Origin of the sequence: Vibrio sp. Vf1514 (assembly GCF_052076135.1) — a bacterium.
GTDB classification, from domain to species: Bacteria; Pseudomonadota; Gammaproteobacteria; order Enterobacterales; family Vibrionaceae; genus Vibrio; species Vibrio furnissii.
Genome location: NZ_CP197267.1, coordinates 2854607 through 2879138 on the forward strand (window position 1 = coordinate 2854607; position 24532 = coordinate 2879138).

A 24532-nucleotide genomic window follows, 5' to 3' on the forward strand; every position below is an offset into this window, starting at 1 on the left:
TAGCGCGTCGTCCGCGCTGGCTCGGTCTGATTCCTTTATCGGCCATTTGGCGCCACGCTTTAATGAAAACTTGCCTAGCAGCGGCAATTTTTTGCCACCAGCGCACAAAATCACAGCAAAACCAATGCATAACAGGCATAAAAAAAGCCGACTGAGTCAGTCGGCTTTTCATGTTCAGAAACGCAAAATTACACGCTAAATGGGTGTACTTTGATGATGGTTTCGTTACGGTCTGGACCGGTTGAGATGATGTCTACAGGTACGCCAGTCAGCTCTTCGATACGTTTGATGTAATCCAGTGCCGTTTGAGGCAGCGCATCAATCGATTTAGCACCGAATGTTTTTTCAGACCAACCCGGCATGGTTTCGTAGATTGGTGTGACGTGTTCGTACGCATCAGCAGCCATTGGCGACACTTCAAGTACAGAACCATCCGCCATTTGGTAACCGGTACAGATCTTGATTTCTTCTAGGCCGTCTAAGACGTCTAGTTTCGTCATGCAGAAACCGGTAATTGAGTTGATTTGAATGGCACGACGCATCGCAACCGCATCGAACCAACCGGTACGACGCAGACGACCCGTTGTCGCACCAAATTCAGCACCGACAGTACCCAAATGCTTACCGATTGGATCTTGCTTCTCTTTACCATCGTAAAGTTCAGTTGGGAATGGACCTGCACCCACACGAGTACAGTACGCTTTCGCGATACCCAGAATGTAACCCAAGTGACGAGGACCAAAACCAGAACCTGCCGCAACGCCACCTGCTGTGGTGTTAGAAGAAGTCACGTATGGGTAAGTACCGTGGTCGATGTCCAGCAGTGTGCCTTGTGCACCTTCGAACATGATCTTATCGCCGCGCTTACGTGCTGCATCCAGCTCGTCTGTCACGTCAATCACCATAGAAGTCAGCAGATCAGCATAACCCATGGCTTGCTCAAGTACGTCTTCGTAGCTTACAGGTTCAACTTTGTAGAAGTGTTCTAGCTGGAAGTTATGGAGCGCCATGACTTCTTTAAGTTTCTCAGCGAATGCTGCACGGTCAAATAGGTCGCCAACGCGCAGACCACGACGTGCCACTTTGTCTTCGTAAGCTGGACCGATACCACGACCCGTTGTACCAATTGCCTTATTACCACGCGCCGCTTCGCGCGCTTGGTCCAAAGCAATGTGATAAGGAAGAATTAGAGGACAAGCTTCAGAAATGAAAAGACGCTCTTTCACAGGAACACCGCGGTCTTCTAAACCAGTCATTTCTTTGATAAGTGCATCAGGTGAAAGTACAACACCGTTACCGATAATGCATTTCACATTGTTGCGAAGGATACCTGATGGAATCAGGTGAAGAACGGTTTTCTCACCGTCGATTACGAGCGTGTGACCTGCGTTGTGACCGCCTTGGTAGCGAACCACGTATTTTGCATCTTCAGTTAAAAGGTCTACGATTTTACCTTTCCCTTCGTCACCCCATTGGGTGCCAAGAACGACTACGTTATTTCCCATCTTTCCAAGTTCTGTTGCTAGTTAAAAATGGATTCTAGCATCGAATTTAGATCGTTGCAGTCATTTTTTAAGCATGTAAATACCATGCGAAAAAGACGGATAGAATCCATTTTTTCGTGAAAAAACACTCACTCGTCTGCATAAATTTTGACGAGCAAATCCCCTTGTGTGTCAATGCTTGCGCGATACATACCGCTGCTGTTCATGGCAAAATGAATCTCGCCGGAGGCATCCAAGGCGATCAAGCCCCCTTCACCGCCTAAGGTTTTGAGCTCGCCCTGAATCACCTGTTCACTGGCGGTGTGAACATCCTCTTTCAAGTACCGCATGCGCGCTGCCACATCACCCGCGACCATTTTGCGAATAAAGAATTCGCCCATGCCGGTGGTCGAGACGGCCACGTTGCCATTTTCTGCCACCGTGCCCGCGCCTATCAGTGCAGAATCGCCCACGCGGCCAAATTTCTTGTTGGTGATGCCGCCGGTACTGGTTGCCGCTGCTAAGTTGCCGTGCAGATCGAGCGCCACCGCGCCCACGGTGCCAAATTTCTTATCATCCGGATATTTGGACTCCGACAGCGCAAACAGCCCTTTGGCTTTCATTGCTTGCAACTGCTCATAACGGCGTTCGGTGAAAAAGTAATCTTGTTCGGTATAGTCGTAACCTTGGCCAAACGCAAACGCCTCCGCCCCATCGCCGATCAGCAACACATGGTCGCTGTGACGCATCACATCACGCGCGAGTTCAACTGGATTACGAATGTGGCGCACTCCCGCCACCGCACCGGCATCCATGTGCAAGCCATGCATGACCGACGCATCCATTTCAACCATCTCTTGGTGTGTCAGCACCGAGCCTTTGCCCGCATTGAAGTACGGCGAGTCTTCCAACACCCTTACCGCTGCCACCACAGCATCGAGCGCATCGCCCCCTTGAACTAACAGCTGATGACCAGCGCGCACCGACTGCTCCAGCGCCGCAACAATCCCCTGCTTGAGTTCATCGCTCATCTGCGCTCGTAAAATAGTGCCCGCGCCGCCGTGAATGGCAATCGCAATAGGTTGAGACATGTTCGATTCCTTACCGTCAAATGGCCAATTCATCAGCCTGATGTATCTAACATACCGCATCATCTCAACTGACGCGCATAAAAAAAGCGCCAACCGATCGCTCGATTCGCGCTTTTTGTGTCTTGCTTCAGCCAAGAGATTCACCCCGGCCGAAGTCGCTTGTCACTGCAACTTAGTGGCAGTGACCGCCGCCGCAGCAGCCGCCTTCGTGGTCATGGCCGTGATCGTGGTCATGACCGCCACAGCAACCACCTTCATGGTCGTGATCGTGTGCTTGGTGGATGTGACCGTGCGCGATCTCATCTTCAGTCGCTTCACGCATTGCAACCACTTCACATTCGAATGTCAGTGTGTGGCCAGCCAGCATGTGGTTACCATCAACCACAACTTCGTCACCATCAACTTCAGTGATTTCGACAGGGATTGGACCTTGGTCAGTATCGGCCAAGAAACGCATGCCCACTTCGATTTGATCCACGCCTTGGAAAACGTCTGCTGGTACGCGCTGAACGAGCTCATCGCTGTGTTCGCCGTATGCGTCTTCTGGTGCGATGGTTGCAGTGAATTTATCGCCGGCAACTTTGCCTTCCAGTTCACGCTCAAGACCAATGATCAGGTTGTTGTGACCATGCAGGTAATCCAGTGGGGCTTCCACTGTTGATTGGTCAACCACGATGCCATCTTCCAGTTTGACTTGGTAGGCAAGGCTTACAACCACGTTCTTTTCAATTTTCATAACGGCTCCAAGGAGTTGTGTATTCAATACTCAATTCGTGCCAGCGAACTGGCGACTGAGATGGGCAATATTATGGAGTAATCCCCCAGTCACCTCAAGCCATCTGTGACCACCTTGGCATCGAACTGCGGTTCCATCCCGTGAATCACGGGGCAGACAGCGCATTATTCCGGTTTAAAAATACCGATCATCTGCTCGCTGCCATGGTCGCTGCTTTCCACCGATTTCGGTTTGCGCTGCTCGTGGTAGTCACACTCCACACACTCCACCAGCTCGATATTATTCTCAATCCACCAGCGCAGTGTGTCCTGCGCCTTGCAGCTTGGGCAGCTCGCACCGGCGATAAAGCGTTTTTTTGATTTTAGTTGATTGTTATTCACGTTCTTGGTCCTGTTACTTTTCCCAATAGCCACGCGATTGACGATCGTTGTCCATCTCGCGGCCAAAAATTTCTTCCAACTCCTTGCGCGCTTCTCTGGCCCGCAAGGTCAATCGCTTGTCTTCATTGTGTTGTGGCAGCAACTCTTTGAGCATCGCACTATCCAAGCGGCGAAAATGCGCTTCCGCGCGTTTGGCTTCATACGGATGCATGCCCAGCGTCACCAAAGCTTGGCGGCCTAAATCCAACGCCCCGAGGAACATCTCGCGCGAATAGCGTTCCACACCATGATTGAGCAGTTGATGCGCTTCCACGCGGCTGCGAGCACGCGCGAGAATTTTCATGCGCGGGAAGTGATGTTGGCACAATTCGACGATTTTCATCACTTCATCCGGCGCGTCGGTACAAATCACGATGGCTTCAGCTTCATCGGCGCCCGCCGCACGCAGCAGCTCAAGATGTGTGGCATCGCCATAAAACACTTTGTAGCCATATTTACGCAGCAGTTTAATTTGGCTGGGATCGCTCTCCAGCACGGTAATTTTAATCTTATTGGCGTACATCAGACGACCCACAATTTGGCCAAAGCGGCCAAATCCGGCAATGATCACCCGCGGCTCTTTATTCACGATATCGCTGGCCAACTTGTCATCGCTAGACGTATTGAGATTGCGCGCAAACCATTTGCGCTGCGCCGTCAGAAGCAGCGGAGTGGTCACCATGGATAAGCTCACCACCACCAGCAAGAAGGAGACTTGTTCGCTGTGCAACAACCCTTCGCTACTGGCCGCCGTGAAAATCACAAACGCAAATTCACCGCCCTGGCTGAGGATCGCCGCCATGCTGCTGCGCGCTTTTGCGCGGGTGCCCGACAAGCGTGCCAACACATACAGGATCAACCCTTTGACCACCACCAAGCCGATCACCGCCAGCACGATCTGCACCGGCATCAGCGCCAATAAGCCGAGATCGACCGCCATGCCGACCGCGATAAAAAATAAGCCCAGCAGCAGCCCTTTGAACGGCTCAATCGCGATTTCCAGTTCATGGCGAAATTCGCTCTCCGCCAGCAGGACGCCCGCAAGAAAGGTGCCGAGCGCCATCGACAACCCCAGATTTTGCATCAGCAGCGCAATGCCGATCACCAGCAGCAGCGCCGCGACGGTGAACAGCTCACGCACGCCACTGAGCACAATATAACGAAACAACGGACTGAGCAGATAATGGCCGCCGACCAGCAGCCCCACAATGCCGCACAGCATCCACACGCCATCAAGCCAGTTGCCGCCGGTGTTTCCGGCCAGCACCGGCATCAGCGCGAGCATCGGGATCACCGCGATGTCCTGAAACAGCAACACCGCAAATCCAGATTGGCCGGTTTCACTGCGCGACCAGCCTTGCTCTTCAATCACGCGCAGCGCAATCGCCGTCGATGACAGCGCCAAGCCCATGCCGATCACCAAACAGCTTTGCCAATTGAACCCTAGCAGGTAAGCAATGCTCGCCAGCACCGCCCCGGTCACCAGCACTTGCGCGCCGCCCAGCCCCAAAATCGGCCCGCGCATCTGCCACAGTTTTTTCGGATTCAATTCCAAACCGATCAAAAACAGCAGCAGCACCACCCCAAATTCGGCGAAGTGCAAAATGGCATTCACATCGCTAATCAGCCCCAGTCCCCACGGACCGATGGCCACGCCCGCCAGCAAGTAACCGATCACCGACCCCAAACCCATCCGCTGCGCCAGCGGCACCGCCACCACCGCCGCGGTGAGAAACACCACGCCGCTTTGTAGAAAATCGCCCGTTAACGAGGCCATGTTATCGCCCTCCGCCCGGCAGTGGGTTTTGCAACCAGTCGAAGTACGCTTCCGCGTGTTGATAACGCTCGACATCACTGACATTGCGCGCCCAGTACAGCACCAAGGGTTCCACCCACTGCATGCGACACAGCGCCGCCGTCAGCTCAAATGGCTGGAGAATTTCACGCATGGTGTAGCGGTTGTAGCCATCGGAGGTGAAGGCATCTTGATGGCCGCCAGCCGTCACCACGCTGCGCCACACTTTGTCTTTCATCGCACTCTCATTGCCAAACGCAAATCCTTTACCAAGCACGCGGTCAATCCACTCTTTTAACAAGGCCGGGCAGGAATACATGTACAGCGGGTGCTGAAATACAATCACGTCGTACTGCAACACGCGTTGGTGCTCAGCATGGACGTCGATGAAGAAATCGGGATAGGTGGCGTACAGATCGAGGATCGACACATGCTCCAGCGCGGCGATCTTTTTGATCATCACCTGATTGGCGACCGAATGATCCGGCTCGGGATGCGCGTAGATCACCAGCACGCTGGGCTTATTGGATGGGCACGTTTCAGCGTTTGTCATTCCTTGACGACACTCCGTTTTGTTAACAATAAGTGACTTCGCATCATAACCCAATTTGCATAATGATCGACATTTATCCTTATTCCCCCTACTATTCCGAGCGAAAAAATTAAAGGCCAAAACAGACGATATTTTTATGATTACCTTCTCTGACATTCAGTTACTGCGCGGTGGTAAACCACTGCTCGATCAGGCTTCGGCAACCATTCAACCCGGCGACAAAGTCGGCTTGGTGGGGAAAAACGGCTGCGGTAAATCCACCCTGTTCGCCTTGCTGAAAGACGAACTGAGCATTGACGCCGGCTCGTTCAGCAAACCGGCGCAGTGGGAGCTGGCTTGGGTGGCGCAAGAAACGCCAGCTTTGGAGCGCAGCGCACTGGAATACGTCATTGACGGCGATCGTGAATACCGCGATTTGGAACGCCAACTGGCAGACGCGGAGCGCGCAGACAACGGCAACAAAGTGGCCGAACTGCACGGCCACATCGACACCATTGGTGGCTACAGCATTCGCGCGCGCGCCGCTGAGCTGCTCGATGGTCTGGGCTTTTCTCAAGAGCAGATGAGCTGGAGTCTGACTCAGTTCTCCGGTGGGTGGCGAATGCGACTCAACCTCGCACAAGCGCTGATCTGTCGCTCCGATTTACTGCTGCTGGATGAACCGACCAACCACTTGGATTTGGACGCCGTGATGTGGCTTGAACGCTGGCTGCAGAGCTATCCGGGCACGCTGATCCTCATCTCGCATGACCGCGACTTCCTCGATCCGATCGTCGGTCGCATCATTCACATCGAGAACGAAAAACTCAACGAATACACCGGCAACTACTCATCGTTTGAAACCCAACGCGCGCAGAAGATGCTGCAACAGCAAGCCATGTTCCAGAAGCAACAAAAGCAGATGTCGCACATGCAAAGCTACATCGACCGCTTCCGTTACAAAGCGTCCAAAGCCCGCCAAGCGCAGAGCCGCATCAAAGCCCTGGAACGCATGGAGAAAGTGCTGCCAGCGCAGTTTGATAACCCCTTCAGCTTTGAGTTTCGTGAGCCATCGGCACTGCCGAACCCCATTTTGATGATGGATGATGTCAGCGCAGGCTACGGCGAGCGCCTGATTCTAGAAAAAATTCGCCTCAATCTGGTACCGGGCAGCCGCATCGGTTTGCTGGGTCGAAACGGCGCGGGTAAATCCACGCTGATCAAACTGCTGTCCGGTGAACTGAAACAGCAAGGCGGCGATTTCACCTATTCGCAAGGCGTAAAAATTGGTTACTTTGCCCAGCATCAGTTGGAAACGCTGCATCCGGAAGAGACGCCGCTGCAACACATGATGCAGATTGCGCCTGACAAAAACGAACTCGAACTGCGTAACTATCTGGGCAGTTTTGGCTTCCACGGCGACAAAGCACTGGATAAAGTCGGCCCGTTTTCCGGCGGCGAAAAAGCGCGTTTGGTGCTGGCGCTGCTGGTATGGCAAAAGCCGAACCTGCTCTTGCTCGACGAACCGACCAACCACTTGGATCTCGACATGCGTCAAGCGCTCACGCTTGCGCTGCAAAGCTATGAAGGCGCCATGGTGATCGTCAGTCACGACCGCTATCTGCTGCGCGCGACCACCGATGATCTTTACCTCGTGCACGATCACCAAGTGGCACCATTTGATGGTGACCTAACCGATTACTACAAGTGGCTGACCGATCAGCAAAAAGCGCAGCGCAAAGAGACGCAAGCGCAAGCCCCGGCCAAAGACAACACCAACAGCGCTGCGGCGAAGAAAGAGCAAAAACGCCGTGAAGCCGATTTTCGTAAGCAGACTGCGCCAATTCGCAAAAAGCTGACACAGTTGGAAACGAAAATGGATAAGTTGAACGCCATGATCGCTGAAGCGGAGGAACAATTGTCCGATGCCTCACTGTATGACACAGAAAATAAAGCTAAACTTACACAAGTACTCGCCACGCAGGCCAACGCCAAGTCCGAACTCGAAACCATTGAAATGGACTGGATGGCAGAGCAGGAAGTCTTGGAAGAGATGGAACAGGAGTTCAACAGTCAATGAGCCACGAGCACGTCAGAATCCCCCTCACGTTGGAACGACTATGGCAATTCAGTTTGCAGTATTACAGCGTGCGCGAGGTGAAAGAGGCGTGCTTAAGCTTGCAAAACAACTTCAACGGCAACGTCAACTTGCTGCTCCTGCTCAAATATCTCGACGAGCAGCAAGTCACGCCGATCGAAAACGAATGGCAGCAGGTGATCGACTGCCTCAGTCGCTCAGAAACCCTGCTGCACAGTTACCGCGAGATGCGTCGTAAGATGAAAACCCATCTGCCCGATACGCTCTACCGCGAAGCGCTGCAATTTGAACTGCAACTCGAAAAGCAGCAGCAAGCGGATTTGGTCGACTGCATCAACCACCTCACCTTAGAAAATAGCCACGGCGAAGCGCTCACACTACGCTACTGCCGCCAACTGGGCGCAGAGCATCTGGCGGCCGTATTTATGAAGCCCGTGCCACCCAGCTATTAATCTCGTCATCGGCTATCCCTCTCATTTGGGGCAGCGCTTCACAAAATGTCACCGCCACTCGCCGAATCGACTCATCTGAGGTAACTTGGGTATATACTCATTCAATCATTCGGTATTGGTTTGAATTATGACCCAGTTTGTGGCCGCAACCGGCTTGAAAAACCCGCATTTGCAAACGCTGTTTCCGCGTTTCATTCGAAAAAAAGCGCTGTTTGAACCGGTGTGGCAAACCCTCGATACGCCGGACGGCGACTTTCTCGATCTCGCTTGGAGTGAAGACCCGCACCACGCCGATGCGCAAAATAAGCCGCTGTTTGTGCTATTTCACGGCTTGGAAGGCTGTTTCTACAGCCCGTATGCCAATGGCTTGATGCACGCGTTTGCTCGCGACGGCTGGCTATCAGTGATGATGCATTTTCGCGGCTGCAGCGGCAAACCCAACCATTTGGCGCGCGCGTACCATTCCGGTGAAGTGCAAGATGCGCGTTTTGTCTTGGAAACCTTGCGCGAGCAATTTCCTTCGCAACCCATGATTGCGGTCGGCATTTCGCTCGGCGGCAATATGCTGGTCAACTATCTGGCCGAGTTCAACCACGATCCCATCGTTAGTGCCGCAACCGTGGTCTCTGCGCCGCTGGATCTCGCCGCCTGTTCGGAGCGTATCGAACACGGGTTTTCCAAACTCTATCGCACCTATTTGCTCTCGTCGCTCAAACAAAATGCGCTGCGCAAACATCAGTTGCTGAAAGGTGAATTGGGGCTGTCGTATCACAACATCAAACGCGTCACGCGCTTGCAAGAGTTTGATGATCTGATCACCGCGCCCCTGCACGGATTCAAAGACGCGCAGGATTACTATCAGCGCTGCTCAGGCATCCACAAACTCAAAGACATTCGCGTGCCCACGCAAATCATCCACGCCAAAGACGATCCATTTATGACCGATGCCGTGATCCCCAAATTTGTCCTGCCGGAAAACATCGATTATCGCTTGTTTGATCAAGGCGGCCATGTGGGCTTCCTTAGTGGCTCGCTACTCAAACCGACCTTCTGGCTCGAACAATCCCTGCCCGCTTACTACGCAAGCCTGCGCGACAGCATCTGATCTGCACTGACTCGCTTGGCACTGACGCCTTCCCTCGAAGGCGTTATACTTGGGCATTCAACCACGAACATAAAAGCAAGAGGTATTTATGATCGTTCCGTGGCAGCAAATCGCGCCGGATACACTCGACAGTCTGATTCGTGAATTCGTGTTACGCGAAGGCACCGATTACGGCGAAGTCGAGATTTCGCTGCAAGAAAAAGTCGATCAAGTGAAGGCACAATTGCAGTCTGGCGAGGCCGTGATCGTCTATTCAGAATTACATGAAACCGTTGATATCAAAGTCAATCAACGCTAACGGATGACGACAGTCATCTTTTCCGTGCTATAGTGATTCGACTTGGGCTGTGTTGAAACAGCCCGATTTTATGGACTCAGAGACAAGGTTTGTCATGTCAGCGAAACACCCTATTATCGCCGTCACCGGTTCGTCGGGCGCCGGCACAACCACGACCTCAGAAGCATTTCGCAAGATGTTCAATATGATGGACATCAAACCCGCGTGGGTGGAAGGCGATAGCTTTCACCGCTTTACTCGCCCAGAGATGGACGTCGAGATTCGCAAAGCGCGCGAGCAAGGTCGTCACATCAGCTATTTTGGGCCGCAAGCCAACGACTTTACCGCGCTGGAAGACTTCTTCCGTCAGTTTGGGAAATCAGGCACCGGTCAGGTCAGACGCTATCTTCACTCCTTTGACGAAGCCGTGCCGTACAATCAGATGCCGGGCACCTTTACGCCTTGGCAGCAATTGCCAGAAAACTCCGATGTGCTGTTTTACGAAGGGCTGCACGGCGGGGTGGTCGATGGCGAAGTCAACGTCGCACAACACGTCGATTTTCTGATTGGCATGGTGCCGATTGTGAACTTGGAATGGATTCAAAAATACGTGCGTGACACGCGCGATCGCGGCCATTCTCGAGAAGCGGTGATGGATTCGATCGTGCGCTCGATGGACGATTACCTCAATTACATCACGCCGCAATTCTCCCGCACCCACATCAACTTTCAGCGCGTCCCCACCGTCGATACTTCCAACCCGCTCAATGCGAAAGGCATTCCCAGTTTGGATGAAAGCTTTGTCGTCATTCGCCTGCGCGGCATTAAAAACGTCGACTACCCCTACTTGCTGGCGATGATTGATGGCTCGTTCATGTCGCGCCACAACACCATTGTGGTACCGGGGGGGAAAATGGGCTTTGCCATGGAGCTGATCGTCAGACCGCTCCTGCAACAGCTGATAGAGTCAGGGAAAATTGGCTAATCATACCGTCACTGTGTCGATTACTTTTCATACCGTGATCATGTGCACAATTTTGCGTAGTTTATCCGTCCCCCGACACGATTAAAATCAAGAAATCGTTTGGGAAAAAGGATACTATTCCATACCGAAACACAAGATAACTTGCAGCAACAAGAAAGTCCTCTTATTCTAGAGAATCCAAAATAAGGCTTCGCTAAAATATGGATAGCAGCAAGCGTACCCTGCAGAGGAAGTGAGATATTATGGTTCTAGGTAAACCTCAAACCGACCCAACACTAGAGTGGTTTCTTTCACATTGTCACATTCATAAGTACCCTTCAAAAAGCACGCTGATTCACGCGGGCGAGAAAGCAGAAACGTTGTACTACATCGTCAAAGGTTCTGTAGCGGTACTGATCAAAGATGAAGAAGGTAAGGAGATGATTCTGTCTTACCTCAACCAAGGTGACTTCATCGGTGAGCTTGGCTTGTTTGAAGAAGGTCAGGAGCGTACTGCCTGGGTTCGTGCAAAATCTCCTTGTGAAGTAGCGGAAATTTCATTTAAGAAATTCCGTCAGCTGATTCAGGTTAACCCGGACATCCTGATGCGCCTGTCTGGTCAGATGGCTCGCCGTCTGCAAGTGACCAGCCAAAAAGTGGGTGACTTGGCGTTCTTAGACGTAACCGGTCGTATTGCACAGACCCTACTGAACTTGGCGAAACAACCCGACGCGATGACTCACCCAGACGGCATGCAGATTAAGATCACTCGTCAAGAGATCGGTCAAATCGTTGGCTGTTCACGTGAAACCGTGGGCCGCATCCTGAAGATGCTGGAAGAGCAGAACTTGATTTCTGCACACGGTAAAACCATCGTGGTGTACGGCACTCGTTAATCGACGTCGCAACAGCATTACACAGAAAAGCCACCTTCGCGGTGGCTTTTTATTTGTGTCGATTACGGTCAACGTGCCGTGGTTATTTGCTGTCGGTGCTTTCAAAAATCTTATCGGCTGATGCCGCGACAAACCCGGTGTAGAGTTCACCGTTGGCCATGGGGTAACGCTTGGCAAACTCATAAAAGCCCCCCGGAATGATCTCGCTGCCTTCAAGGAAACTCACTGGCACTTTATCCGCCATGGTCGATGACTGCTCCAGCAGCACGTCGGGTGAGCCCTTCACTTCGCCGCCAGATTCATTGATGGTGAAGCCTGCGCTGCGTAGGTGATCGTTCACCTGTTTCACTTCATCCAGCGTCTTCAACTGATTCACGCTCACGGTAAAGTGGTTAGCACCGTAACCATGTGCTGCCAACCAAGCCGCGTATTCGCTCTCTTTCGCCAGTTGCAGATAATCAGCGTAACTCAGATCCCACAAGCGGCCACCGTAGAGGAATGCCGCGTGCTGAAGTTGCGTCACATCCACTTGCGCCGCCAACTTCGCCACAATCGATTGCAGCTCAAGCGAGCACGCTTCCACTTTCAGTTCACTGATGAAGACTTTCGGTTGCAGCGGGTCTGGATGCTCAAAATGTTTTGCCACCAGCTTTTTGCTTTCAAACACGTAATCACCGCACGGCGTGTAGCCCAATGCCAGAAACGGTTTAGCCAGTGTTTCCAGCCCCAACGGCGCGATATTAAAGGTGCGCAGGGCGATGTGGTCGTTGATCAACACTTCGTCTTCCTGAAGCAGTTGATGCACCTTGTCGGCCGACGGACAAAGGCGTCGAATGTAGTCATTCCATAGGGATTCAAAAAGAACTGCTGGCGTCATAACGCCTCCTTGTCTGCGCTGCTCTGCAAGCAACCTGGGTGATTGGATTCTATTGCCCAAGTGACTACTCACGACTTGGGGCGACGATACCGATTTATTGTTGTTCTGGTAAAAAGTGGCTACCCGATCCGAAGCCCGAGAAGGACCGGGTAGCCTTCAGCCTGTGACGTAAGCTAAATCATCAATTACAGTTCGATACCCGGGCTCAACGTGGCTGGCAATTCAGTGGCCGAACCTTCCATCGACGCCATCGGATACGCGCAGTAGTCCGCCGCGTAGAACGCGCTTGGACGCAGGTTGCCCGACGCGCCCGGGCCACCAAATGGCGCATCGCCACTTGCGCCTGTCAGCTGACGGTTGCGGTTCACAATGCCAGCGCGAATGTGGTCCACAAAGTATTCCCACTCGCGGTCATCAGTGGTGACCAGACCCGCCGACAGACCAAACTGGGTGTCATTGGCCAATTCAACCGCCTCGGCCAGCGTTTCGTAACGCACCACTTGTAGCAGCGGGCCAAAGTATTCGTCATCTGGTAGCTCGGCAATCGGCGTGACATCGATGATGCCCGGCGTGACAAACGCCGCTTGCAGACCGCGCGCTTCCAACAAAATTTCACCGCCCAGCGACTGTAAGTTTGCCTGCGCATTGAGAATCACGTCTGCGGCCGCTTTGGAGATTTGTGGCCCCATAAACGGTGCAGGCTCTGCAAAAGGTTGGTCGATGCGCAGCTTCTGAGTGGCTTCCACCAGACGTGTGATCAGCGTATCGCCCTTGTCGCCATGCGGCACGTACAAGCGGCGTGCACAGGTACAGCGTTGACCGGCGCTGATAAACGCCGATTGAATGATGGTGTACACGGTGGCATCCAAATCACCATATTGATCGGAGATCACCATCGGGTTGTTGCCGCCCATTTCCAGTGCCAGCATCTTACCGGGTTGTCCTGCGAACTGACGGTGCAGCAGATGCCCCGTATTGGCGCTGCCGGTAAATAGCAAACCATCAATGCCTTTTGACTGCGCGAGTGCAATGCCGGTCTCTTTGCCACCTTGCACCAAGTTCAGCACGCCTTTCGGCAAGCCCGCTTCTTCCCATAGTTTCATCGCCACTTCCCCCGTCCACGGGGTTTGTTCCGATGGTTTGAAGACCACAGTGTTGCCTGCCAGCAGCGCAGGTACGATGTGACCGTTTGGCAGGTGGCCCGGGAAATTGTACGGCCCAAAGACCGCCATCACGCCCAGCGGACGATGACGCAGCACAATCTGGTTGCCTGCCGCTTCACGCACGCTTTCACCGGTACGGTCGTGGTAGGCTCGAATCGAGATGGCAATCTTGCCAGCCATGGCGGCGGCTTCGGTGCGCGTTTCCCAAATCGGTTTGCCAGTTTCTTTGGCAATCACTTCCGCAATGGCTTCGGCGTTGGCTTTAACCTTTTCAGCAAACGCCAGCACCACTTTTTCGCGTGCCGCGAATGGCAGTTTCTTCCACGCAACAAACGCAGTGCGCGCGGCTTTCACGGCATCTTCAACCTGAGCGGGCGTGGCACTGTCGCCCTGCCAGACGATTTCGTTGTTGTATGGGCTTAAAGAGGTGAGGTGTTCCCCCTGACCAGCCACCCATTGACCGGCAATCCACTGAGTCATTGTCTTGTCCTTCAATTCGTTACTGTGCGCTGATTATTGCGCTAGGATGCGCAGGAAGTCGCCTTGGTCGACTTGCAGCGCGGCTGCCACGTTCGGCGCAATAATCACGGTTCCCCGCTCACGGTTATAGGCTGCTTTCGCCGCCGTCGCGCGGAAATGTTCAAATGAGGTATTACACATCAGGAAATCCTGCGAGCTGGAATGCTCGGCGATCTCCACCTTGGCACGCACCGAGTCGCGCACCGATTCAATATTGCGCAGGTCGCATTCCACAGACGGGCCCGCATCAAAAATGTCGACGTAGTTACGACAGGTAAAGCCCTCTTTTTCCAGCAACTTCAGCGCCGGGCGGGTTTTCTCATGCACCTGACCAATCACCGCCTGCGCTTCTTTGCTCAGCAGGTTGATGTAAATCGGCAACTTTGGCATCAAGTCGGCGATAAAGCCTTTCTTGCCGATGCCGGTCAGGTAATCCGCCATGGTGAAGTCAATGGAGAAAAAGTGCTCTTGCAACCATTGCCAAAATGGTGAGTTACCATCTTCGTCCGACACACCGCGCATCTCCGCAAAAATGGTTTGCGAGAATCGATGTGGATGCTCGGCCATCATCAGAAAGCGGCATTTCGACATCAGGCGTCCGTTGAGTCCCTCGCGAAACGGCGGGCGCAAAAACAGCGTGCAGATTTCCGAACAACCGGTGTAGTTGTTTCCAAACGTCAGCAACTTAACCACATTGTTGACGCCCAGTTTTGGCGAGGCATGCACAATGGTGCTGATGTGGTATGAGTAAAACGGAATATCCCAGCCCACGGACGCTTCGATGCCGGTGGTCCCGGCGACTTCACCGCTGTCGGAATCAAAACCAACCATCAGGTAGCCTTCATCGCCCGGCTGGTTGACGTCGGGTTTGGTAAAGCTGTATTCGGAATGTTTAATGCGATTGGTTAACAGTTCTTCGTTAACCGGCAATGAGGTGAATCCATGACCCGATTCCACTGCGCAGGTGTGCAGCGCGTCGTAGTCTGAAATTGCAATAGGGCGAACAACTAGCATCAATACTCCCTCCAGATGCAAACAGGTCTAAATGCTTCGACCTGGTAACGCCGCCATACCGCCCCCATCCGATGGGTTTGGTATGGCGCACGGGCTCGCTTAAACTAGGGTCGCAATGGCTTTATCTAGTCGTGCGAAACCTTCTTCGATTTCTTCTTTGGTGATGATCAAGGATGGGGTCATACGAACCACGTTCGCACCAGCCACCAGTAGCATCAGCCCTTGTTTACCACAGGCAACCAACACATCACGCGCGCGGCCTTGCCACTCGTCGTTCAGCGCCGCACCTAACAGCAGGCCTTTGCCACGAATTTCTTCAAACAGGTTGTACTTGGCATTGATTTTCGCCAAACCTTCACGGAACAGCGCTTCACGCTCTTTGACGCCCGCCAATGTTTCTGGCTTGCTCACCACATCCACGACAGCTTCTGCGACCGCACAAGCCAGCGGGTTACCGCCGTAAGTCGAACCATGCACGCCCACTTTCATGTGCTCTGCCAGTTTCGATGTGGTCAGCATGGCGCCGATTGGGAAACCGCCGCCCAGTGATTTGGCGGTGCTCAGGATATCTGGCGTCACGCCAATGCCTTGGTAAGCGTAGAAGTGACCGGTACGACCGTTCCCGGTTTGCACTTCATCAAAAATCAGCAGCGCATTGTGTTTGTCACACAGCTCACGCACCGCCTGAACAAATTCTGGTGTTGGCGAAACAATACCGCCTTCACCTTGCAGCGGCTCCATCATCACCGCACAAGTGCGGTCAGACATATGTGCTTGCAGCGCTGCCACATCATTGTAGGGCAGATGCGTCACATCCCCCGGTTTGGGACCAAAACCGTCAGAGTAAGCCGCTTGGCCACCCACAGTCACGGTAAAGAACGTACGGCCGTGGAAACCTTGTTTGAAGGCGATGATTTCTGATTTTTCAGGGCCGTGCACATCGGCCGCGTAGCGACGTGCCAGTTTCAGTGCCGCTTCGTTCGCTTCCGCGCCTGAGTTGGCAAAGAACACTTTTTCCGCAAAGCTGACTTCCGTCAGTTTCTTTGCCAGACGCAGTGCAGGCTCGTTGGTCATCACGTTACTGAGGTGCCACAGTTTGTTGCCTTGCTCCGTCAGTGCGTTCACCATCGCAGGGTGACAATGCCCTAAACAGCTCACCGCGATGCCACCGGCAAAATCGATATACTCGTTGCCCTGCTGATCCCACACACGTGAGCCCTGTCCCTTCACCGGGATGAATTCCATCGGGTTGTAACAAGGCACCATCACCTCATCAAACAAACCGCGTTCTACTTTAGTTTCCACTGTCATTGCACATTCCTTCTCGATACCGCATGCCTAGCAGAAAGGCCGTCCTTTCACAAAACCTCGTCAATAAGATTTTGTATTGCATATCAGCTGATGCAGCATTGTATTTACAAATTATTAACTAGTTCAATAGTGATTTATTCTTTCAGCCAGTCGATTCAGCTCACAATCTTCACCACTCATGATTATTTATGCACCAAGTAAATACTTTTATGAAGCACTTTTTCATTATGGCTGAAAAAACCCTGTTAGCACCTTAGCTGAATAAGGCATAGCAAGGGATTGGCAGGATCTGCGGCGAATAAATTTTCAATGTAGAAAAAAGGAAATTTTGATGACGAAAATGTTAAGAATAGTGATCGCGATCGGAAAAATTGTACAGCCTGCCCTGCCGCATCCTCGGCGGTAGCGCACAGGAGAACAGGGATGAGAGGTTATCGACGCAGGAAATTGGCCAGCAGTTCATGACCTTGTTCGGTTTTGATCGATTCCGGGTGGAACTGCACTGCATCAATAGGCAGAGTTTTATGCTGGTAGCCCATGATCTCGTCCGGCGTGCCATCCGGTAGTTCCGTCCACGCCGTCAGCTCAAAGCAATCGGGAAGCGTGCCGTTTTTCACCACCAGCGAATGGTAACGCGTGACGGTGAGTGGGTTATTCAGCCCGGCAAACACACTGCGCCCGGTATGACGCACCGGGGAAGTTTTGCCGTGCATCACCTGACGGGCGCGCACCACTTCCCCCCCGAACACCTGTGCAATCGCCTGATGACCAAGACACACCCCCAGAATTGGCAGCCGGCCGGCAAAATGCGCAATCGCCGCCAGTGAAATGCCCGCTTCATTTGGCGTACACGGCCCCGGAGAAATCACCAGGTGACTGGGCGCCAGCGCTTCTATCTGTGCCAGCGTGATTTCATCGTTACGCACCACTTTGACCTCGGCACCCAGTTCGCAAAAATACTGATAGAGGTTGTAAGTAAAAGAGTCGTAGTTATCGATGATCAGAAGCATAACGTCGCCAGCGTGAGACAAGAATGCCTCGCATTCTACAAACCAGCGCGCCAGATTCAATCAATAAAGCGGTTTATTTTGTTTTCAGCCGAGCTGACTTGCCATCGGTGAGCGCGCACGCGTGTCGTGGGCGAGCAAATTGCGGGCGAACACATCAAGGGCGCCAACAAATCAGGGGAGCCATGCTCCCCCGTAATTGTTGCCAACGTGCCGGACTCGAATGTTCATGCTGTGGCGATACTTCGATGTATATGCCCCAAAGTATGACTCAGCACATTACGCGGATGCTCGGCGGCCAGATTGGCGACGCCACCCACCTAACCCAAGCAGCAAGGCCAGCCCTGCCAAGCTGAATGAACCGCCGTAGATATTGAGCTCAACCACGGCGGGATCATGATCAGAAGCGCGGAAATGGTCTGCATATTTCGGCAGATCGCCTTTGTATTCATCGTTGTAGTCAAACAGCGTCGATTCACCGCCGTTGATGTGCCAATCCATGGCATCGACGACACGCAGCTTCAGACTGTCGCTGACCAACAGGTGATCGAGCGCGCCCACTTCATCGTTGTATGAGTAGCTCCAGCTGTTGTCTTTGTGCGCCAGTTCCATCGCACTCAGGTAACCGAAGCCTTGCGTGATCACCGCGCCATCATCGCCAAACTGGGGTTGATCGCCAATCACGGTATTGCGCGCTGCTTGAATGACTTTGCCGTATTTCTCTGGCGTGTAGTCCGTCAGAACCAGCATCGGATCTTCCTTACCGTACGAGTTCATGTCGCCAAGAATCACTTTGTGACCGTCGATTTTCGCCAACGCTTCCCCCAGTGCCACCGCTCCGGCAACACGGAAGTTCTCACACGATCCCTGCAGATCGGCATCTGCGCCGCCCTGCCCGCCTTCACTGACTGGCGCCGCATCTTCCCAGCAGGTTGACCCTTTGGATTTCAGGTGGTTGACGGCTACGGTGATGGTCTCGTTGCCGCCTTTGACTTTAAAGGTCGGCGCCAGCGTATCACGCTGGTAGTTTTGACCATCTTCAATCACTTTGCCTTCCTCATTCAGCACTTCAGGGGCGTGCTGACTCGGCATGGGGATCACGCGGCTTTGCAGCAGTTTGACCACTTTGTCGCGATAAATTACGCCCGTGGTGATCGCGTCGCTGCCAACCGAATCTTTTTCATCGGTCTGACCATCCTGATTCGAATCCACGGCCACAAACTGGTAACGTTTTTTCTTGTCATCGATACGCTCGTTGAGCTGATCAACCAGTTGGCGAATCGCCGCCCCTTCCCCAAAACCGTTGTTCTCAATTTCCATCAAGCCGACGATGTCCGCATCCAGACGCAAAATCGCATTGACGATCTTCGCCTGCTGCATCGAGAACTCAGTCAAGTTGCTGGCACCGCGGTTATCACCGTGCTGATTCGCGTCTCCCCCATAAGGGGAATTGAAGTAGTTGAGGACGTTAAACGACGCGATACGCAAATCCCCTTCGTACATCTTCGGTTTGGCGGTACGCGGATCGTTGTGGACCAGATTGTCCTGGCTGATGGTGTTGGTCACCACCAGACGGTATTCGCCGTAGCTGTAGGTCACCACGCCTTCCACATCGAACAGCGTATCATCCACACGAATGTAGTCTTCCGTTGAGCCATCCTGATCGATATCGCTGCGGCCAAATTGCGGGTAGTAAGGGATCTGACCATCCCCCGCTTTGGCATCCGATTCGACAAACAGTCGGCGCTGAGCGTTGTCGAGGCTCTGTTGCTGAGCGGGCTCGGAGCCTGCCGGGAACAACTGGTTCGGCTGCATGTTCACACGCCCTTGGGCGAGCACCATATTGTTGCGGCGCGCATCGTAATCGTAACCAAAGGTGCGGGTGACACGCATATCCAGCGCTTTCGGCAGCGTCACCAACATGCCTTCGTAGCGTTCCATGGTTTGGGCAAAGTGCTCGTCACTGTCCAACATGGTGACCTCGTGCGCGGTCGGCGCGGCTTGTTCGGACAATTTTTCCCACTGATTGTTCTCCACTTTCAGTTGGGTCAGATTGTAGTACTCCTGCACTTTACCACGAGTACACACGACATCCCCCGGCTGAAGATCGCTCGACGACTGACCGGTCAACACAAACAGCCCTTCTGACGTCAACGGATTGTGGTCATCGTCCAACGCTTGCAGATAGAACCCTTTGGTCAGGCCGCCCGTCACCGCACTGACCACCCCTTTCACCGTGTATTCGTCGTCGGTGATGTACGGATAACCATTGATCAACGGTGATGTATCGCCCTCGCCCTGAATATCCTGAATGGCGGTAAAGGTTGGCTCGTTGCCATCCTGATCACAAGTGAACGCCTGAGGCAGCGCTGTATCAAGCGAACCCAAACCGTCAATGACATTGGCATCCCACACCATCCACTGCTGTGGTTGATACACCGCCGATGGCGTCAGCGCATCGGCTTGGCGCACCAGCGTGCGGTCTTTCCCGAAATCGGCGCCGCCCATCTCGCCAATGACATCATGCACGGCACCATCGCTGTTAAGCAGCGCCACTGGGTCGTTGCCGTTAAAATTAATCACGCTGTTGTTGCTGATATCGGTGACCGCCTGAATGTCACTGCTGGCGCCAGAGTTGGACAGTACCAACACATCGTGTGCGGCGATCACTCGGCCGCTCAGCGGCAGGGTTTTATCCCAGCTGCCACTGCCGTTGGTCGACATGGCCAGCGTGTAGCCATCCAGGCTGACCGACGCGTCGCCCGTGTTGGCGATCTCGATCGCTTTGTTGTAACTGCTGCCCTCAACGTATTGCGACAGCACAATCTCCGCGCGCACTGGCGCACTGAGTCCCGCAGCAATGGCCAGCGCCAGTGCCGAAAAAGAAACTGAAAAAGTGGGTTGGGTATGCATGATTAGCCTCGTCATCCCTACGATGTAATCTGGGTATGGAGTAAAGTGCGATATGTCACACTCAGCAGTGCAACACGGTTAAAAACATCAACCAGTGTTGTGCTTTTGTTTGCAAACACAAACCATTCACTATGCATATCGAGACATATCTCGCATTCTCAAAATCAATGTTTGAACCCAGTGCAAAGTTTCAACAGTTAACGTAAAAACTTAAATGAACATTAGATTAAACATTGATTGCAAAGCGATTTCTTCAGGCATAAAAAAGCCCCGGACCATGCCGGGGCTTTTTACATTCGGAGAACGTTTACGGACGAGCGACAAAACCGACAGCATCAAACACTTTCTTCAGCGTTTGTAGCGCACGCGCTGAGGCTTTTTCTGCACCATCACGCATCACACTGTCGAGGTAGGCGCGATCTGCGCGCACACGGTGGTATTCGGCTTGAACGGGTTCGAGCATCGCCACCAGCGCTTCACCGACGTCTTTCTTAAACGGACCGTACATTTCCACGCCTGCATATTGCGCTTCAATCTCGGCAAACGTTTTACCGGTCGCCGCAGCGTACAGACCCATCAGGTTCGAGATACCCGCTTTCGCTTCAACATCGTGTGCGATACGTGGCGGCGTGTCTGTGTCTGTCTGGGCTTTGTTGATCTTCTTGATGATCGACTTCGGATCTTCCAGCAACGTGATCACGTTCTTGCGGTTGTCATCCGACTTCGACATTTTCTTGGTCGCATCTTGCAGGCTCATCACACGCGCATTCACAGTTGGAATGTACGGCTCTGGCACTTCAAAGATAGGCGTTTCTGGGCTGTAGATGTTGTTGAAACGGGTGGCGATATCGCGCGCCAGCTCCAAGTGCTGCTTCTGGTCGCTGCCCACGGGCACTTGGTGCGCGCCGTACAACAGAATATCCGCAGCCATCAGCACCGGGTAATCAAACAGACCCGCGTTCACATCGTTCGCGTAACGCGCTGATTTGTCCTTAAACTGAGTCATGCGGCTCAGCTCGCCCATCTGGGTGTAACAGTTAAGAACCCAACCCAATTGAGCATGCTCTGGTACATGAGACTGAACAAATAGCGTGCTCTTTTTCGGGTCAACACCAACGGCCAGACAGATTGCCAATGCATCCAGTGTCGCTTCATGCAGCGCTTTCGGATCTTGACGAACCGTGATCGCATGCAAATCTACCACACAGTAGTGACAGTCATAATCGTCTTGCATCTGTTGCCATTGACGGAGAGCACCCAAGTAGTTACCGATACTTAGTTCACCTGACGGTTGAACACCACTCAATACAATGGGTTTGCTCATGAGAATGATTTCCTTGTTACTTAATATGAGATAAGACAGAACAAATCTGTGAAAAAAGCGCGCTCAGACCACGTGGCGCGCGCTTTGATGTGAAAAACATCAAACCAGCAGTGTACTCATTAACAAGTATTTTGCCAGCGAAGATTGACGTCTTTTACGCAGAAACGAGCACAACATCGAGCAATTGCGCGATGTTATCGGCGACCACATTCGGCTCAGATGCCGCGATAGGCTCACCGTGGTTGTATCCGTAAGTCAGACCAAACGACGCACAGCCGGCATTTTTCGCCGCCAGAATGTCGTTCTTAGAATCGCCGACCATCAGCATTTCGCTGGCGCTGAGGTGATGTTTGTCCAGCAGCCAGTTGAGTGCCATCGGATCCGGTTTTTTATTCGGGAAGGTATCACCGCCAATCACGTCGCTAAAAAAGCCATCAATGCCGTGTTGCGCCAACACGTGCGGCACAAACTTCGACGGTTTGTTGGTCACCAACGCCAGCGTAAAGCCCGCGCGGTGCAGCTGCGCCAGCGTCTCTTTCACGTTGGGGTACAAATGACTCAGTTTGTGGCCGGTTTGCTCATAAAACTCATCAAACAACACGCGCGCTTGGCTGCGCACTTCGTCGCTCAATGACGGATCAATCGTCAAGCTGTGACTTAATGAACGCGCAATCAACACATCAGCACCGTTGCCGACATAATCACGTACTTGCAGTTCTGTCACGCCCGGGAATCCCATGGCGCGCACCGCTTGATCGGCGGCAACCGCCAAGTCTGGCACACTGTCGAGCAGCGTGCCGTCGAGATCAAAAGCGATCAACTTAATTTGGTTCAAAACAATCTTCCTAAAGCTTTCAAATGATGGGATCGCGTTATTCAACGTGTGCCAGTTCGGCACGCATCGCATCGATCACCGCTTTGTAATCGGGCTGACCGAAAATCGCGGAGCCTGCAACAAACATATCCGCACCAGCGGCTGCGATTTCGCGAATGTTGTCCACTTTCACACCACCGTCGATTTCCAGACGAATGTCACGGCCGCTGTCGTCAATCAGCTTGCGCACTGCGCGCAGTTTATCCAGCGTGTGCGGAATGAATGACTGGCCGCCAAAGCCCGGGTTGACCGACATCAGCAAAATCATATCGACTTTGTCCATGATGTAATCAAGGTGGCTGAGTGATGTTGCGGGGTTGAGCACCACGCCCGCTTTGCAGCCGTGCTCTTTGATCAGTTGCAGTGTGCGATCCACGTGCTCCGACGCTTCCACATGGAAGGTGATCATTGAGGCGCCCGCTTTGGCGAAATCAGGAATGATGCGATCGACCGGTTTGACCATCAGGTGCACGTCGATTGGTGCGGTAATGCCGTAATCGCGCAGCGCTTTACAAATCGGCGCGCCAAACGTCAGATTAGGTACGTAGTGGTTGTCCATCACGTCAAAGTGAACCACGTCGGCACCCGCCGCGAGCACTTTTTCGACGTCTTCCCCGAGACGGGCAAAATCTGCAGAGAGAATGGATGGCGCAATGAGAAAATCTTTCATACCTGACCTCTTAGGCGATGGAATGGAGTGAACAGTTTGTGTTCGACATTCTACCTAAGGGAGCAGAGAGATCCTAGCGCCAAGGGCCAAGCCAACTGGCAAATCTGCACATTCGGCGCCAGTGATTACAAATCCTGTTGAACCGGACTAAACAGCGCCAGCAGTTCGTCGACCTTATTGCGGCCCGCGCCGTTGCGGCTGATGGTACGCTTCACTTTCACCACGTTGAGCTGCGCGCCATGATACAAACGGCGGGTCAAAATGGTGTCGTGGTTAGAAATCAGCACCGGAATGCCACGTTCTGTTGCGGTTTTTTCAGCGATATCGGCCAGCGCCGCTTGGTCATCAAGCGTAAAGCCATTGCCTGCGTATGAGGTAAAGTTCGCCGTGGAGGAGAGCGGCGCGTACGGGGGATCGCAATACACCACGCTGCTGGCTGCCGCGCGGCGGAATGTTTCGTCGTACCCCGTGCAGATAAAGGTCGCGCGCTGCGCTTTTTCGGCAAAGAATTCCAGTTCCGCTTGCGGGAAATAAGGCTTTTTGTACGAACCGAACGGCACATTGAAGCCGCCTTTTTTGTTGTAACGGCACAGGCCATTAAAACCAAAACGGTTCATGTATAAAAAGGCCAGCGAGCGGTACATGACATCGTCGGTCTGATTAAACTGCTGACGAATCGACAGGTACGCTTCTTTGCGATTGTTTTCCGGCGTAAACCAGCGTCGGGCTTCGTCGATATAATCGTTTGGACGCTCTTTGAGCAGATTGTAGAGATTGATCAGGTCCGGATTGATATCCGCCAGCAAGTAATGCTTAAACTCAGTGTTGAGAAAGATAGACCCAGCGCCGACAAACGGTTCAACCAGTTCATCAGCCGGTGGCAGGTGGCGTTGAATATCTTCGACGAGGCCAAACTTTCCCCCCGCCCATTTCAGAAAGGCACGCTGCTTTTTCATCTACTGCTCTAATCAATCACCGAAAAAATAAGGCTGCGGAATGTAACACATTTTC

General features: G+C 53.0%; 22 protein-coding genes. 6 read left to right on the forward strand and 16 right to left on the reverse strand.

What is annotated here, in order from left to right:
* Positions 1 to 188: 188 nt before the first annotated feature.
* The 6 genes from ACS18Q_RS13275 to kefG form a co-directional block, all read right to left on the reverse strand.
* Positions 189 to 1505: an adenylosuccinate synthase gene (locus ACS18Q_RS13275; protein ID WP_004728593.1), complete on the reverse strand. Its 1317-nt coding sequence runs from the start codon at positions 1503 to 1505 to the stop codon at positions 189 to 191.
* A gap of 128 nt (positions 1506 to 1633) precedes the next feature.
* Positions 1634 to 2575, reverse strand: a complete 942-nt coding sequence (locus tag ACS18Q_RS13280) for an isoaspartyl peptidase/L-asparaginase family protein (protein WP_275723074.1) — start codon at positions 2573 to 2575, stop codon at positions 1634 to 1636.
* 172 nt (positions 2576 to 2747) lie between these two features.
* Positions 2748 to 3311, reverse strand: a complete 564-nt coding sequence (gene slyD / locus ACS18Q_RS13285; protein WP_004728591.1) for a peptidylprolyl isomerase — start codon at positions 3309 to 3311, stop codon at positions 2748 to 2750.
* A gap of 164 nt (positions 3312 to 3475) precedes the next feature.
* A complete protein-coding gene (locus ACS18Q_RS13290; RefSeq protein WP_004728590.1) occupies positions 3476 to 3691 on the reverse strand; it encodes a YheV family putative zinc ribbon protein in 216 nt (71 codons plus the stop codon).
* Between the two features lie 13 nt (positions 3692 to 3704).
* Positions 3705 to 5507 (reverse strand): glutathione-regulated potassium-efflux system protein KefB, encoded by a 1803-nt coding sequence (gene kefB, locus ACS18Q_RS13295; RefSeq protein WP_158165872.1) that lies wholly within the window; start codon positions 5505 to 5507, stop codon positions 3705 to 3707.
* Between the two features lies 1 nt (position 5508).
* The gene (gene kefG, locus ACS18Q_RS13300) at positions 5509 to 6078 is read right to left on the reverse strand and encodes a glutathione-regulated potassium-efflux system ancillary protein KefG (protein ID WP_004728588.1); all 570 of its coding nucleotides are present in this window, start codon (positions 6076 to 6078) and stop codon (positions 5509 to 5511) included.
* 136 nt (positions 6079 to 6214) lie between these two features.
* Here kefG and ACS18Q_RS13305 point away from each other — a divergent pair, with 136 nt between their 5' ends.
* From ACS18Q_RS13305 to crp, 6 genes are all read left to right on the forward strand, one after another.
* Positions 6215 to 8137: an ABC transporter ATP-binding protein gene (locus tag ACS18Q_RS13305; protein WP_172561690.1), complete on the forward strand. Its 1923-nt coding sequence runs from the start codon at positions 6215 to 6217 to the stop codon at positions 8135 to 8137.
* On the forward strand, positions 8134 to 8607 hold the full coding sequence (locus ACS18Q_RS13310) for a TIGR02444 family protein (RefSeq protein ID WP_004728586.1): 474 nt from the start codon (positions 8134 to 8136) through the stop codon (positions 8605 to 8607). Before ACS18Q_RS13305 ends, ACS18Q_RS13310 begins: the two co-directional genes overlap by 4 nt.
* 127 nt (positions 8608 to 8734) lie before the next feature.
* Positions 8735 to 9712, forward strand: a complete 978-nt coding sequence (locus tag ACS18Q_RS13315) for a hydrolase (RefSeq protein WP_004728585.1) — start codon at positions 8735 to 8737, stop codon at positions 9710 to 9712.
* 88 nt (positions 9713 to 9800) lie between these two features.
* Entirely contained in the window at positions 9801 to 10010 is a 210-nt protein-coding gene (locus tag ACS18Q_RS13320; protein ID WP_004728584.1) for a YheU family protein, read from the forward strand.
* Positions 10011 to 10104: 94 nt separating this feature from the next.
* Positions 10105 to 10974, forward strand: a complete 870-nt coding sequence (locus tag ACS18Q_RS13325; RefSeq protein WP_004728583.1) for a phosphoribulokinase — start codon at positions 10105 to 10107, stop codon at positions 10972 to 10974.
* Between the two features lie 242 nt (positions 10975 to 11216).
* Entirely contained in the window at positions 11217 to 11849 is a 633-nt protein-coding gene (gene crp / locus ACS18Q_RS13330) for a cAMP-activated global transcriptional regulator CRP (RefSeq protein ID WP_004728582.1), read from the forward strand.
* 82 nt (positions 11850 to 11931) lie between these two features.
* Here crp and ACS18Q_RS13335 read toward each other — a convergent pair whose 3' ends face one another.
* From ACS18Q_RS13335 to ACS18Q_RS13380, 10 genes are all read right to left on the reverse strand, one after another.
* On the reverse strand, positions 11932 to 12726 hold the full coding sequence (locus tag ACS18Q_RS13335) for a DUF1338 domain-containing protein (protein ID WP_055465827.1): 795 nt from the start codon (positions 12724 to 12726) through the stop codon (positions 11932 to 11934).
* Between the two features lie 185 nt (positions 12727 to 12911).
* Positions 12912 to 14369 (reverse strand): succinylglutamate-semialdehyde dehydrogenase, encoded by a 1458-nt coding sequence (gene astD / locus ACS18Q_RS13340; RefSeq protein ID WP_238820885.1) that lies wholly within the window; start codon positions 14367 to 14369, stop codon positions 12912 to 12914.
* A 33-nt stretch (positions 14370 to 14402) separates the two neighbouring features.
* On the reverse strand, positions 14403 to 15422 hold the full coding sequence (gene astA, locus ACS18Q_RS13345; protein ID WP_004728579.1) for an arginine N-succinyltransferase: 1020 nt from the start codon (positions 15420 to 15422) through the stop codon (positions 14403 to 14405).
* Positions 15423 to 15521: 99 nt separating this feature from the next.
* The gene (locus ACS18Q_RS13350; RefSeq protein WP_004728578.1) at positions 15522 to 16733 is read right to left on the reverse strand and encodes an aspartate aminotransferase family protein; all 1212 of its coding nucleotides are present in this window, start codon (positions 16731 to 16733) and stop codon (positions 15522 to 15524) included.
* A gap of 431 nt (positions 16734 to 17164) precedes the next feature.
* The gene (locus ACS18Q_RS13355; RefSeq protein WP_004728577.1) at positions 17165 to 17743 is read right to left on the reverse strand and encodes an aminodeoxychorismate/anthranilate synthase component II; all 579 of its coding nucleotides are present in this window, start codon (positions 17741 to 17743) and stop codon (positions 17165 to 17167) included.
* Between the two features lie 276 nt (positions 17744 to 18019).
* A complete protein-coding gene (locus tag ACS18Q_RS13360) occupies positions 18020 to 20653 on the reverse strand; it encodes an ExeM/NucH family extracellular endonuclease (protein WP_441257152.1) in 2634 nt (877 codons plus the stop codon).
* A 307-nt stretch (positions 20654 to 20960) separates the two neighbouring features.
* Positions 20961 to 21977 carry a tryptophan--tRNA ligase gene (gene trpS / locus ACS18Q_RS13365; RefSeq protein WP_004728575.1) on the reverse strand — a complete coding sequence of 339 codons (1017 nt, stop codon included), beginning with the start codon at positions 21975 to 21977 and terminating at the stop codon, positions 20961 to 20963.
* A gap of 154 nt (positions 21978 to 22131) precedes the next feature.
* A complete protein-coding gene (locus ACS18Q_RS13370; protein WP_014204341.1) occupies positions 22132 to 22812 on the reverse strand; it encodes a phosphoglycolate phosphatase in 681 nt (226 codons plus the stop codon).
* Positions 22813 to 22849: 37 nt separating this feature from the next.
* A complete protein-coding gene (gene rpe, locus ACS18Q_RS13375; RefSeq protein ID WP_004728573.1) occupies positions 22850 to 23521 on the reverse strand; it encodes a ribulose-phosphate 3-epimerase in 672 nt (223 codons plus the stop codon).
* Between the two features lie 125 nt (positions 23522 to 23646).
* Entirely contained in the window at positions 23647 to 24477 is an 831-nt protein-coding gene (locus ACS18Q_RS13380) for a Dam family site-specific DNA-(adenine-N6)-methyltransferase (protein ID WP_055465832.1), read from the reverse strand.
* Positions 24478 to 24532 lie beyond the last annotated feature (55 nt).

Coding starts and splice junctions, on each gene's coding strand:
- kefB (WP_158165872.1), bottom strand. CDS start 5,507: ATGGCCTCGTTAACGGGCGATTTTCTACAAAGCGGCGTGGTGTTTCTC.
- ACS18Q_RS13335 (WP_055465827.1), bottom strand. CDS start 12,726: ATGACGCCAGCAGTTCTTTTTGAATCCCTATGGAATGACTACATTCGA.
- trpS (WP_004728575.1), bottom strand. CDS start 21,977: ATGAGCAAACCCATTGTATTGAGTGGTGTTCAACCGTCAGGTGAACTA.
- ACS18Q_RS13305 (WP_172561690.1), top strand. CDS start 6,215: ATGATTACCTTCTCTGACATTCAGTTACTGCGCGGTGGTAAACCACTG.
- ACS18Q_RS13320 (WP_004728584.1), top strand. CDS start 9,801: ATGATCGTTCCGTGGCAGCAAATCGCGCCGGATACACTCGACAGTCTG.
- ACS18Q_RS13275 (WP_004728593.1), bottom strand. CDS start 1,505: ATGGGAAATAACGTAGTCGTTCTTGGCACCCAATGGGGTGACGAAGGG.
- crp (WP_004728582.1), top strand. CDS start 11,217: ATGGTTCTAGGTAAACCTCAAACCGACCCAACACTAGAGTGGTTTCTT.
- ACS18Q_RS13280 (WP_275723074.1), bottom strand. CDS start 2,575: ATGTCTCAACCTATTGCGATTGCCATTCACGGCGGCGCGGGCACTATT.
- ACS18Q_RS13360 (WP_441257152.1), bottom strand. CDS start 20,653: ATGCATACCCAACCCACTTTTTCAGTTTCTTTTTCGGCACTGGCGCTG.
- ACS18Q_RS13350 (WP_004728578.1), bottom strand. CDS start 16,733: ATGACAGTGGAAACTAAAGTAGAACGCGGTTTGTTTGATGAGGTGATG.
- ACS18Q_RS13325 (WP_004728583.1), top strand. CDS start 10,105: ATGTCAGCGAAACACCCTATTATCGCCGTCACCGGTTCGTCGGGCGCC.
- ACS18Q_RS13310 (WP_004728586.1), top strand. CDS start 8,134: ATGAGCCACGAGCACGTCAGAATCCCCCTCACGTTGGAACGACTATGG.
- astD (WP_238820885.1), bottom strand. CDS start 14,369: ATGACTCAGTGGATTGCCGGTCAATGGGTGGCTGGTCAGGGGGAACAC.
- kefG (WP_004728588.1), bottom strand. CDS start 6,078: ATGACAAACGCTGAAACGTGCCCATCCAATAAGCCCAGCGTGCTGGTG.
- astA (WP_004728579.1), bottom strand. CDS start 15,422: ATGCTAGTTGTTCGCCCTATTGCAATTTCAGACTACGACGCGCTGCAC.
- slyD (WP_004728591.1), bottom strand. CDS start 3,311: ATGAAAATTGAAAAGAACGTGGTTGTAAGCCTTGCCTACCAAGTCAAA.
- ACS18Q_RS13315 (WP_004728585.1), top strand. CDS start 8,735: ATGACCCAGTTTGTGGCCGCAACCGGCTTGAAAAACCCGCATTTGCAA.
- ACS18Q_RS13380 (WP_055465832.1), bottom strand. CDS start 24,477: ATGAAAAAGCAGCGTGCCTTTCTGAAATGGGCGGGGGGAAAGTTTGGC.
- rpe (WP_004728573.1), bottom strand. CDS start 23,521: ATGAAAGATTTTCTCATTGCGCCATCCATTCTCTCTGCAGATTTTGCC.
- ACS18Q_RS13355 (WP_004728577.1), bottom strand. CDS start 17,743: ATGCTTCTGATCATCGATAACTACGACTCTTTTACTTACAACCTCTAT.